At 60.1% G+C, this 12,376-nt stretch carries 10 protein-coding genes; all 10 read right to left on the bottom strand.

From position 1 onward, the window contains the following. Positions 1 to 275: 275 nt before the first annotated feature. The gene (locus J5J06_07305; GenBank protein ID MCO6436877.1) at positions 276 to 644 is read right to left on the bottom strand and encodes a hypothetical protein; all 369 of its coding nucleotides are present in this window, start codon (positions 642 to 644) and stop codon (positions 276 to 278) included. 27 nt (positions 645 to 671) lie between these two features. Next, complete coding sequence (locus J5J06_07300; protein ID MCO6436876.1) at positions 672 to 1,145, bottom strand: DUF255 domain-containing protein; 474 nt, start codon at positions 1,143 to 1,145, stop codon at positions 672 to 674. 58 nt (positions 1,146 to 1,203) lie between these two features. Beyond that, positions 1,204 to 2,007 carry an esterase family protein gene (locus J5J06_07295; GenBank protein MCO6436875.1) on the bottom strand — a complete coding sequence of 268 codons (804 nt, stop codon included), beginning with the start codon at positions 2,005 to 2,007 and terminating at the stop codon, positions 1,204 to 1,206. 315 nt (positions 2,008 to 2,322) lie between these two features. Then, positions 2,323 to 4,236: a PQQ-binding-like beta-propeller repeat protein gene (locus J5J06_07290; protein ID MCO6436874.1), complete on the bottom strand. Its 1,914-nt coding sequence runs from the start codon at positions 4,234 to 4,236 to the stop codon at positions 2,323 to 2,325. A 90-nt stretch (positions 4,237 to 4,326) separates the two neighbouring features. Further along, entirely contained in the window at positions 4,327 to 5,607 is a 1,281-nt protein-coding gene (locus J5J06_07285) for a PQQ-like beta-propeller repeat protein (GenBank protein ID MCO6436873.1), read from the bottom strand. 238 nt (positions 5,608 to 5,845) lie between these two features. Further along, a complete protein-coding gene (locus J5J06_07280; protein MCO6436872.1) occupies positions 5,846 to 8,128 on the bottom strand; it encodes a serine/threonine protein kinase in 2,283 nt (760 codons plus the stop codon). Positions 8,129 to 8,169: 41 nt separating this feature from the next. Then, complete coding sequence (locus J5J06_07275) at positions 8,170 to 8,733, bottom strand: sigma-70 family RNA polymerase sigma factor (protein MCO6436871.1); 564 nt, start codon at positions 8,731 to 8,733, stop codon at positions 8,170 to 8,172. 244 nt (positions 8,734 to 8,977) lie between these two features. Beyond that, complete coding sequence (locus tag J5J06_07270) at positions 8,978 to 9,496, bottom strand: hypothetical protein (protein ID MCO6436870.1); 519 nt, start codon at positions 9,494 to 9,496, stop codon at positions 8,978 to 8,980. Further along, positions 9,493 to 10,458, bottom strand: coding sequence for a hypothetical protein (locus tag J5J06_07265; GenBank protein MCO6436869.1), 966 nt, complete (start codon positions 10,456 to 10,458; stop codon positions 9,493 to 9,495). The genes J5J06_07270 and J5J06_07265 overlap by 4 nt, the downstream gene beginning before the upstream one ends. 196 nt (positions 10,459 to 10,654) lie before the next feature. After that, positions 10,655 to 11,761, bottom strand: a complete 1,107-nt coding sequence (locus J5J06_07260) for a slipin family protein (protein ID MCO6436868.1) — start codon at positions 11,759 to 11,761, stop codon at positions 10,655 to 10,657. Between the last annotated feature and the right edge of the window lie 615 nt (positions 11,762 to 12,376).

Raw genomic sequence — 12,376 nt, 5'->3', positions numbered from 1 at the left:
GACGCGCGACGACGCTCGAACTTGTTGCCAGAACTGGCGATAGAACGCGAAAAGGCCGACGTCTCGGGACGCCGGCCTTTCGTATAACCTGATGGTAGCTGGATTTCGCTACCGTCAAAACAAGTTGTGCGAACCACGCAGATTTCGAACACGTCTCTGAGAGACAAAAAATGTCGCGCCGGTTGATAACCCGGCCAGGGCGTTGGAACACCGACTGCCGGGTTACTGTCTCTGGCAAACACTTGCACTCACCCGTCCGCTTACGTCGCGGGGCGTTACCTGACCTCCCTGAGACATCTTTCAATTGCCTCGCGCAGCTTGTCTCCGTCCAGCGTTCTTTCGTCGTTGCCGAGCTGGTGCATCCAGTAGCGGGGCTCCGGCGGTTTGTCGCCCCATTCGGATCGTGCATCGAACACAAAATAGACGTCCCACGCCAGTTTGCGACCGCGCGGCAGAACCACGGTTTCGCCGAGGGCCAAACCGAGACTCTTGTCCGGGTCCCAGAAATGCATGGCCCGCGAATCGGCCACATGCTCGACTGCCTTGACGGCCGCGTGCCGGTCGTCCTCACGCAAAACCGGAGTCCACACGACCAGTACCTTGACTCGCGAATCCGTGATCTTCTCCAAAACCTCCCTCTGCACCACACGGGCGCCGTTCTGGCACGGGCCTCACGTAGGCGAAAGGACGAACACCAGGCGAACCTTGTCATGCACGCGGTTGAAGGCTTCTCTGAGTTCCCCTTCGCCCTTCGCAACCGTGATAAGTTCGTTGCCGGTCTGTTTGCGCGCCACTTGCATCAGCATGTCATCCAATGCCCGGGCAAACGCCGTCGGACCTTGGAAATCTCGAAAACGGCGCAATTCGGTACCGTCCGGAGCAAGCAGGCGAATGTCCGGGAGGCCCACGACGTTGTATTTACTCGCCAGGCCCGGGTGTTCGTCAGTGTCGACTTTCACGAACTCGCATTGGTCCAACAGACGAGCAACTTCGGGATCGGGAAAAGTCTCGGCAAGCATTCGCTGGCACGGAGCGCACCAGGACGCTGTGAAATCCAAGACTACGGGCCTATTCTCGCGGCGAGCACGGGCGAGCGCATCCTGAAAGAAGGCCGGATCGTCGGGGTGGTCGGGCTCAGAGACCACTCGTGCAGGAAAGCCAACCTTCTCGCTCGCGGCGGACTCACTCGTCGCCCGCGCCCCCTTACTTCGCCGGAGCATCCTTAAACAGACGCTGCGCGAAGTGATACAGATTGTTGCGCCAGTGGGTCGGATCGTGGCCGTGGGAATCGACGTTCCAGACGTGCGGAACATTGTGTTCCTTGAGATATCGCTGCATACGCTGGCTGACGCGGATCAGGCCGTCTTTGTTGCCGCAGGAAAGCCACAGCAGCTTCAGTTGCTCGCTCGTTTTCGCGGGATCGGGAATGAGTTCTTCCGGCGTTTTCGAGTTCGGCGCCGACGAGAAACCGCCGATCCACGCGAACGTGTCCAGATGCGCCAGACCGAAGTTCAGCGACTGGCCGCCGCCCATCGACAGTCCGGCCAACGCGCGATGTTCGCGATCGGCGAGAACCGAGTAGCGCGACTCGACGGCAGGAATCACGTCCTTGAGCAAGTCGTCTTCGAACACGGCGAATGCTGGTGCCGATTCAAAGACGTTGCCCTCTGCCCGGTCATTTTTCTGAGCGCGACCATTGGGCATGACAACGATCATCGGGACGGCCTGCTTGTCCGCGATCAGGTTGTCAAACAATACGTCCGGCGTGACCAATCGCTGCCATTCCGTTTCATCGCCGCCAATGCCGTGCAGCAAATAGAGAACCGGGTACTTCTTGTCCGGCGAATATTCCGGCGGCGTGTATACGTTCATCTTTCGCGTCGCGCCAACGGTCTTCGAGTCGTACTCTATCAGCTCCAGCCTGCCGCGGGCGATACGGTCACGCTTTTCGGTAATGCTGGCGGGCGGATCGGGATAGGTCTGCTTGTCGTCCGGGCCGAGTTCAATGGGTCCGCCGAAACCACCTCGACGCCGGCGCTCCTCCGGCTGCGTCTGTGGTTCCTGCGGTGCGGGCTGCGTCGCGATCAGCTTCGTCAACGGCTCCTTCACCGGCACGTTCGCCGGCGTAGGAGTTTGCTGCTGGGCGTGCAGGACGTTGGCGCACAGCGCTGCGCCGAGAAACCATGCGACCAGAACGAAGGTCCGGTTCGCAGTCAATGAGTGACGAGATTTCATCATTGCTCCTCGTTGGATCGAGCACCAGTCGATATCGTAGGACGCATTATTGAACAGTTGTCTCAACTGTTCTGCCCCCCTCCGCGGTTACTTGGCCTTCACGTCGTAGCAGAGCAGCAGGTGTTGGTCGCGGATGTAGAGTTTGCCATTCGCGATGATGGGATGCGCCCAGGCGGGTGAGCTGCTGCGGTCGGGCTGGTCGAAACGACCTCGCTCAATGAGCCCTTCTCGCGAAGGTTCGATCAGAACCATCTCGCCTTCTTCGCTACGCAGGTAGAGTCGTCCGTCCGCCAGCAGTAACGAACCCTTGGGAGCGTTTCGATCTCGCCAAAGGATTTGACCCGTCCGAAAGTCGAGGCAGGAGAGAAACCCACCACCGTTTCCTCCGTTGGCTCCATAGAGGCAATCATCGACAACGATCATGCCGCCATGATGGTTTTGCATGCTGGAAGTGAAATAGACTTCCTCTGCATTGATCGATCCGTCAGCGTTCTTGTTCAGCTTGACAGCACCTCCGCCGGCACCGTAGGCCGATGCCGCGAACACGAGGCCATCCTGGAAAATCGGTGTCGAGCAGTTGATTCCCATCGCGTTGGCAGGGGCATTGTATTGCCAAAGGACTTTCCCATCGGACGCCGCCACACCGACAAGCGAGCTGGCAGTCAGTTGGACATACTGCCGCTCACCGTCAACATCGATCGCGATGGCAGACGAATAGGCCGCTCCGGAACGAGCCCCCCCGCGTCCACCACCGAAGCCACTTGGACGTCCGCCAAAACCGCCACCACCAAAGTTGGCGAATCCAGGACTGGTCTGGCCGCCTGCGAAGCCTTGATCCGCCAGCCAGACCCGTCCGCTGGAATCCGTGAACGGCGTGGTCTGACCGGCTTTGATCCGGATCGTGTCAGCTTCTTTGGCGTCGCCTCGCTGCGGAATGATTTCAATCGCTTTGATCGCTGGGTTTTCGACCTGTCGCCTGAAAGTAATGTCGAGTTGCCCGTCCGTCACCTCGACCGGCACTGATTCGATGTATGCCTTGTTCGGACCGCCCGCTTGCTCCCAAATGTCAAAGTCCTTGAACTCCTTCCCCTCGACATTAAAAGTGAAGACACGTCCGCCGCGACCTGTAACGCCTGAGAAGGTCTCTGCGAAATAAAGCTTGGCAAGATACTTGCCGTTGGGAACCTTCCGGGAAAACGCCGTCATCCCCCAATGTTCGCTGAGAAACAAAGCGGGGTCTTTGGTGCCTGTGACCTGTGGTGCAGTCCCGCTGCCTCCGCCGGGTCGATTCGCGGCTTCTCCGCGACCGGGCCGATTCGTTTGGTTTTGTCGTTCTGTTTGAGCCGTTGCCGGACGAGGTCCAGTACCATCGGTCGACGGTGCAGACGCGGCGGACGACGCACTCTTCCAGATCGTCTCGCCAGTGTGTTTGTTGAGCGCGACCATTAGCGCGTCAGAGCCGCCGGGAGTGCAGATAAGCTTATCACCGTCGACGAGCGGGGATTCGCGGTAGCTCCAATCCGGGATGGCGCCGCCTAAGTCGTCGACGAGACTTCGCTGCCAGACGATATTCCCGTGTTCGACGCTCAGGCAGGCCAGCCGACCGCCCATGCCAAGAACATACAAGCGATCACCGTCAACGGTTGGAGTGCATCCTGGCCCTTCTCTCGACTCACGCCGGCTCTGCTGAACGGCGTCACCCAGCGCAGTCACCCAGATTTCACTGCCGCCGGTTTCGGACAGCGCCCAGACGATTTCCTTGCCGTCGCGGTTGCTCATGCCGAACAGCTTGCCGCCAGCGACGGCAGGCGCGCTGTCTCCGCCACCAAGGCCATCGATGCGCCATGCCAAAGGCGGGCCGCCTTCCGGCCACTGCTGCAGCAGCCCTTTTTCCTTCGAGATCGCGTTTCGATCCGGCCCCTGCCACTGCGGCCAGTCATCCGCCAGTGCGCCGGGAGCGAAATTCGCGAACACAATCGCAACTGTCACCAAGTACTTCATTTGTTCACCTTTCGTAGATTGCGCGGTGTTCGGCGCCATAAGCGTCCTGCCACCTCGGCCAAAGGCGGCAATTGCTGTTTGGTGCCGGGACTACCGCACTTTGATGTCGTAACAAAGCAGCAAGTCTTGATCGCGCACGTAAAGTTTGCCGTTGGCAATGACCGGGTGCGTCCAGGCCGGCTCACGAGTGCGATCGGGTTGCTCGAACCGGCCGCGCTCGATGTATTCCTTGCAGTTCGGCTCGATCAGAATCATCGTGCCATCCTCGGCACGCAGGTAGAGGCGCCCATCCGCCAATGCCAACGATCCTTTCGGCGCCCTCCGGTCGCGCCACTGAATATCGCCGGTGCGAAAGTCAAGACAGACAAGGAAGCCACCCTCGTTACCGCCGGCGGCGCCATACAAACACCCGTCCACGACGATCATCCCGCCGTGGTGGTTCTTCATTGAGGGAGCGAAATAGACTTCTGTGGCCGTGACATTGCCATTGGGCTCCTTGCTCAGCTTCACCGCGCCACCGCCTGCGTCGTACGCGGAGGCGGCGAACACTAGGCCGTCGTGGAATAGCGGCGTGGAGCAAGGGATGCGATGCGTATTGGCTGCTCGGTCGTACCGCCACAGCAACTTGCCGTCGGACGCTGCGATCCCGACGAGCGTTGTCGCCGTGAGCTGCGCGTACTGGCGAATCCCCTCGAAGTCGATCGCGATGGCCGAGGAGTACCCCGCTGACGATTCATTGCCGTAGCGCCGGTTGGTGGGACCCTCGGGCACCTTGCACTTCCAGACCGGCTTGGCGGTTTCCTTGTCGATGGCGACTAACGTCGCGTCTGATCCGCCAGGCGTGCAGATGATCCGATCCCCGTCCACCAGCGGTGATTCGGAGTAGCCCCAGACCGGGACGATGCCGCCAAGGTCCTCGACGAAGTCCGTGCGCCAAACCTCCTTGCCCTCGGTCGTGAAGCAGACGAACTCGCCGTACTGGCCGAGGATGTGGATTCGGTCGCCGTCCACGGTCGGGGTGGCGCGCGGACCAAACGGCTTGAAGATGAAGCCGGGTTGGCCGCCGCGCCCAATCTTGGCCTTCCAGACCTGCTTGCCATCCGCCTCGTTGAGGGCGAAGAGCCAAGCCGAGCCGTCGCTGTCGCCGGTCGTGTAGATGCGTCCATTGCTGACAGCAATTCCGCCCATTCCGTCACCAATCCCGGTCACTTTCCAGGCCAGTGGCGGACCATCTTTGGGCCACGCCTGCAGCAGACCCTGCTCCTTCGAGATTGCGTTGCGGTCTGGCCCGCGCCACTGCGGCCAGTCAGCGGCGATTGACGAGATAGTGGGAATCAGGATCGCTGCACTCAATGCGCAAGCCTTTATCATCTTCTTCCGCTCCATGAGGGCCTCCGGAACGCCCGTCTGTGGCGTTGACGTGTTTCCCCCTCCGTCGCTGACGGCAGCGGGACAGCGCCAACGGCCAGTAGCAATCCGCGCACTGGCTCACTCCTCCTCACTGCTCCAGGCCGGCTCTAACTCAATAATGCGAAATTCGCGCAGCACTGGGGCCACACATTTCTGGAAGAAAAACCGGCTGGCGGAGATTCCGGTGACAACAGCCGCTTCAATCTGCAATGTTCACTTCAGCAATATCTTCCATCTGCCGAAGCCTGGGGTCATTCGCCGGAGTATGGCCCTTGATGACGATGCTCGCCTCGCGGTGATGCAGGAGGAATTCGATCCAATCGATCCAAGAAATTGACGGCGAGCCGGTTGACTGGCGAACGCCTTCCTCGACCAGCCTGTCGAACATTGCCTCCGACTGCTCAAACGCGCGAAGTGCAGCCTCCGCATTCCCGGCTCGGTGGTGAGCGATCGCGATGAGAGGATGGGCGATTCCGCGCCCGAACCATCTGGCGTCATTCGATGCTTCAAGTCGATTGAGAGCCATTTCATAGTCGCCGGCCCTCAAGTGCGCCCAGCCCGCCACATACAGGTTCGCTCCATACAACATGTCCATGTACTTGTGCGGCCGCTTGGCGACTCCGATTGGTGAATCGGAAGCTCTTGCATCCCTGGAATCAGCAAGCAGACGCTCGATGCGTTCCGCCAGCTGTGCAGCGGTTGTGGAAGAAATCTCCCCCACCAATCGGCCACGAATCTCGACGGCGAATGGATCATCCTCACGACTCTCACCCAGTTCCTTGCAGAGTTTTTCGTACGCGGTCGTTTCACCGGCATAAAACAGCAGTTGCGGCACTCCGGACAGCTCTGACTGCTCGACCGGGCAACCGATATCGACTGCCCTGGAAAAATCGGCGGCGGCCGGTTTCCAGCGACCAAGTTTCACGTTGAGCCGTCCTCGTTCAAGCCACACGAGAAAGTACTTTGGCAAGACTTCAGTCGCTTCCGTGTACGTCTGGTACGCGTCAGCCCACCGTTGAGCGTCGGCATGGGCCCGCCCCGACGCCAGCAGGACCGTCGTTGAATTCAGGCGATCATTAAATCGCTCGAGTTCCAGACGGGCATTGTTTGCTGCATCCTCGGCAGCACGCGCGTTGTTGAGAGCGACTTGTTTCTCGTCGCGCGCGCGTATCGCCAGTCGAGCCTGCCACAGGCTTACGGCAGTGCCCAGAATCAATGCGCCGACGACCAGCGAGGCTGTGGAGATCGCCACCTTGTTCCGCCGGGCGAACTTCGAGAATCGATACCAGGTCGACGGCGGACGCGCTTCAATGGGCTGGTCCAAGAGGAAACGCGAGACATCCTCAGCCATCGCGCCGGCCGTGGAGTACCGACGATTGCGGTCCTTATCAAGCGACTTCATCACGATCCAGTCCAGATCACGTTTCATCGACGACGCGAGTTTGGCTGGGTCGAGCCGACGATTGGCCGCGACGGTGCTGGCTAGTTCGTTGCTGAGCGTGCTCAATCGCGAGCTGGGTCGAGGAGGTTCTTCTTCGCGGATGATTCGGCGAAGCTCATCAAATCCCGCGCTATACAGGCGCTCGGCAGCAAAAGGAGTCGTGCCGGTTGACAATTCGTAGAGTAGTACGCCGAGCGAATAGATGTCGCTCCGCGTATCGACGTCGCCGGCGCTCATCCCAGCCTGTTCCGGGCTCATGTACGTCGGAGTGCCCACCATCGACGCGAACCGAGTGTAAATCGTTCTCACGGTCAAACTGTGACCAATCGCTTTGGCGACGCCGAAATCGATCACCTTCGCCAGCGGCTGGCCATCTTGCATGGTCACCAGAATATTCGAAGGTTTGATGTCGCGGTGGATGATCCCCTTTTGATGAGCATGTTGAACCGCCTGGCAAATCGACACAAAGAGCTTGAGTCGCTCCGCAATGTCCAGCTTTTGCTTGTCACAGAACTCGATGAGCGGGACGCCGCGAACAAGTTCCATGACGAAATATGGCTGAGCCGAATCCGTCACGCCCGCGTCGAAAACACGGGCGATATTCGGGTGGTCCATCATCGCAATCGCCTGGCGCTCCGCTTCAAAGCGTGCAAGAACTTCCCGAGACTCCATCCCGGGTTTAATGACCTTCAACGCAACACGGCGGCGAACCGGCTCCTGTTGATCCGCGACGAACACCAGTCCAAACCCGCCTTCGCCAATGAGCTCCATCAGCTTGTAGCGACCAATCCACGTTCCAGGCGCGTGGTTGGAATGTTGCCATGCTGTGGTTTCGTTGGTGTCGCCAAGCCCTCTGGAAACGATGGGCCGGTCGATAGGATTGATTTCGCGCTCGTGTTCACGCAAGAGTGCCGACACCGAGGCAAGCAATTCCGGCCTCCCCTGGCACGACTCTTCCACAAACGCCGCGCGATCGCTTGGTGACTCGATGTCAAGAGCATCCAGAAAGATGGACTTCTCAGTCGGGGACGGTGTACTCATCGAAGACTTGCTCGCTCTGACGCTTGACTAATGACTCAGCTTTACCCGGAATCTCTGTTCAATTCCCGTCCCAGCCACGCTCTTGCGAAAGCCCAGTTCCGTTTTACAGTGCGCGGCGACACTCCCAGTGACTCGGCGGTGTCCTCAACACTCAGCCCGGCGAAGTATCGCAGTTCGACTAGCTTGGCCAGTTCCGGCTCTTCCGCGGCAAGTTTGGTGAGCGCCGCATCGAGATCGAGCAACTCGTCAATGTCCCCGAAGTCAACGATTGCATCGCCCTCTGCGATTGTCCGCTGGCTAACAGCACCCCCACGTTTGAGACTCTGATGACGTCGAGCATTCTCAATGAGGATTCTCCGCATTGCTTCGGCAGCCGCAGCGAAGAAGTGGGAACGACCATCCCACTTCACGTCGGCATCTCCGACCAGTCGAATATATGCCTCATGAACAAGGGCCGTTGGCTGCAGCGTTTGGCCCGGCTTTTCTCTGCCCAACCTGTGGCTCGCCAACTTCCTCAGCTCCGCGTAGACCAGTGGCAGCAGATCGGCCGCCGCGGCGACGTGACCGCGGTGAATCTGATCCAGAATCTGCGTGACCTCGGACATTGGTGATCCGCTGCATTTCAGTAGGTACCATCTACTGGTCATGATACCAAACGGCAGCCCGTGACCGACTCTGCCGGTGGCACTGCATCCGCCTCCTGCGTATTTGGATAATGCGAAATCCAGTAGCATGCGGGGCCACGAATTATCCGCAAGAATGATCGCTGGAAGAAAACGCTGGCCGGCAGTCGTTAAAGAAAAGCGATCCGGGCTCGATCGCGCGAGCCCGGGGCTGTCTGTCTGCCGGCTACGCCACCACTTTCGCGACGACGCCCGAGCCGACGGTTTTGCTCCCTTCGCGGATCGCGAAGCGGGCACCGTCCGCCAGCGCGACGGGGCTCTGCAGGGAGATGCCCAGCTTCACTCCGTCTCCGGGCATGGCCATGTCGGCGTCGCCCAGCACGCTGGTCGAGCCGGTGACGTCCGCCGTGCGGAAGAAGAAGTGCGGCGTGTAGCCGTCGAAGAACGGCGTGTGCCGCCCGCCTTCCTCGTTGGTCAGCACGTACACTTCGGCCTCGAAGTTTCGGTGAGGCGTGATCGAACCGATCGCCGCCAGCACCTGGCCTCGCTCGACCTCGTCCCGTGCCACACCGCGCAGCAGGCAGCCGACATTGTGACCCGCCTGGCCGACGTCCAGCACACGACCGAACGTCTCGACCTGGGTCACGACGACCTGCCGCGGCGTTTCGGCCAGACCAACGATCTCGACCGAATCGCCGGCGCGGACCTCTCCCTGCTCGACGCTCGACCGTGCCGTTGACCCTATTCGGACAGCTTAGGTGGTCCCTGCCGAGAGACCTGCTGCAGGAATCGTTCGCGAAGTTCGTACGGATCTAGAGGATGCAACGTGCAGTCGAAGTTCTCAGAACCGGCCTCTTGATTGCGACCGTAGAGGTCGGCCCACTGCGAATATGTGCCCCCGTTGACCGGCATCACAACGAAGTAGCCGATATCGTATTTCGTTAGAGGAATAGGAACGGCAACACCCTGAGCACCCGATGCCTGGATGTGGCAAATGGTATCGGGCAAGTTGTCGAGCGGCATTCGCAGGACGAGGCTTCGGACGTTGAGTTCCTCAGCGTCGAAGTTCCGAATCTGACTGCGGACAGTCTCGAAGATTGGGAGCATGATTGGGTAGTAGCCGAGCCGCTTGAAAAGCAGCAGATACCCAGCCTTGAGGAGGGCAACGTGTGCGAGCCGCTCCCGAGGAAGAACATTTCCTTCAAAGTGAAGGCGGATGGGATTCGGAGTGATGCGCTGCTCCACCCAAGCTTTCATAGCATCCTTGTACTTTTGGACGTCCTTCTCGTTCGATTGCTTCGCGATGATCCTGATGTCGATGTGCGGCTTTTCGCCGCCGGTGCGAGTGATCTCGATGCCCATGTTCTGGTCATCGCTGGTAAGTCGAGCGTTGAAGGCATTCCTCTGTTCGGCACGACAGAAGGCATCGAACTCGACCCGCTTATGAAGTTCGCCGTCGATGTTCGCTCCGGCCGTGTTGTTGCACGTCGCGCACGTCAGAACGGCAGTAGCTGGCCCAAGCCCGTCGGGGATGCAGTGCTCCTCCGTGAGACGCGGCGATGGCGCCACTACGTCGGCCTCGGTGAAGCCGCCCCTCATGCAGAGCGGACAAATGTACGTGCCGGCGAGATTCGGCCGGAGTCTTGCGAGATTCGCCGACATTTCCTGAAATAGTCCCCTCCGTCGCTGCTCGTTCTTCAATGCCATTGCGAATTCCGTCTTCTGTTAGACTGCCTCCGCAGATGAATGCTCATCGTAACGCGGTGTTGTAAACCGCATCTTCTGCACTCCCCAGCTAAATCCTTGCATGAATCTAGATTGTCCTTGAGGGAATCTCGATTATATCTTCGGGCATCCCCGACAAACGCCCCGGGCTCGATCGCCCGAGCCCGGGGCTGAGGGGTTACAACAGGTTGACTACGCGCTCGGCAAGTCCCTTTTCGCCAAGCACGACGTTCAGGTGGCCGGCCGATGCGATCTTTTCCAGGACTTCCAGTTCCCGCAGTCGCATCAGCGTCGGGTTGTCGGCCAGCAGCTTGGCCGTGTTGGCCTGGCTGCGCATGGCGGCCGTCTCCTCGCGGCGCGAGATGAGGTTGGCCTCGGCGGCCTTCTTGGCCTCCGTGACCTTGTTCATCAGGTCCTTCATGTCGCCCGGCAGGATCACGTCCCGGATACCGACCGATACGATCTCCAGACCCAGCTCGCCCGCGCGGCGGCGTACCGCCTGCTCGATCTCCTGAGCCACGGCGTCCTTGTCCGTCAGGAACGCGTCGAGCTCGCGTGCGCCGACAATGGCCCGCAACGCCAACTGCGTCTCGCGGTACAGCGCCTGACGGACGTCGTCCGTCGAGCTGACCGCCTTCCGCGCGTCGGCGATGCGGTACGTGACCAGCGCGTTCATGCGCAGACTGACCTTGTCCGACGTCATGATCTCCTGACCGCTGACGTCAGCCGTCGTCTCGCGCATGTCGATCTCGACAACCCGGGCGTCCGCCGCGCCCTTCCAGAACGCGTACATACCCGGCCGCAGCGTGTCGACGTACCGTCCGTCGATGAACAGTACACCCACGCGGTCGCGGTCGACCGTGCAGATGTCGAGCAACTGCTTCGCCATGTGCGTCTTCGCGATGACCTTCAGGTCCTCGTGCTCGAACCGCACCTGGCGAACGTCGATCACCTCGACGCGCACGTCGCGGACACCGTGCCAGTAAGCGTACAGGCCCGGCGCCAGCAGGTGCGTGAACCGGCCGTCGATCCAGACCAGACCACGCTGGTGGTCCTTCAGGTCCATCACGACCGCGCGGTCCTTCAGCACATCCGACTTGACGATCATGTCGAGCTTGTCGTGAGCCAGCCACGCGTCGCGCATGTTGGCCACGTCGACGCAGACCTTCATCAGCGGGTCGAACAGCCAGTGCCGACCTTCGCTTAAGAGTCCCTTGAACTCGCCGTCACGGAAGTACAACCCCGTCTCGTAGCTGCGGATCTTGATTCGCTTGAACAGCATCATTGGATTGCCCTCCTTTCTGTTTTCAAGGGCTCGATATGTCAGTATCGATCGGTGTTGATTGATTCGTAAGAGACGCCGTTGGAAGGCGGAACGTTCGCGGATCACATGAAGAAACACGGAGTGCTGCTTGAGCGGTCACCGCTGCCGGTTTTCGACTGCGTCGGCTGATGAGTTCGCGTCGGGCCGCAGCCCATCGCGTCGCTCACCAGCACCGGCAGCCGTCCGCCAACAGCGGGCGAAAGCGGTATCCACGCACTACATGGTGTTCGTTCATGCTGCCACCGGTTGCTGCCCACGCGACTTTGTCAGATTCACTTCTCGGCATAGCCGATCGGCGTTTCCAATGCTGCCAGGTGTAACAAGCGAACCGGCGGCGGATCCTGCGTACGCCCGCCTCCCTCGGGCTCTTGGGTGGACGCTTTCGCGCCCTTGGTGCTCAGTTGGTTTACAGCCAACTTCCTTTGGAGCGGTCGACGGGACTCGAACCCGTGTCTAGCGACAACTATTTTTCCCGCCGGGCGACAATTAGAAATCCCGGCTTCGGGCGTCCGGGGGGACCGGGGGAGCGACAATTAGAATTCCCGGATCCGGGCGTTTGGGAGATAATCGCAACTC

The sequence above is a fragment of the Phycisphaerae bacterium genome, assembly GCA_024102815.1.
Lineage (GTDB): Bacteria > Planctomycetota > Phycisphaerae > UBA1845 > UBA1845 > JAGFJJ01.
This window is presented reverse-complemented; position numbering and strand designations above follow the sequence as displayed.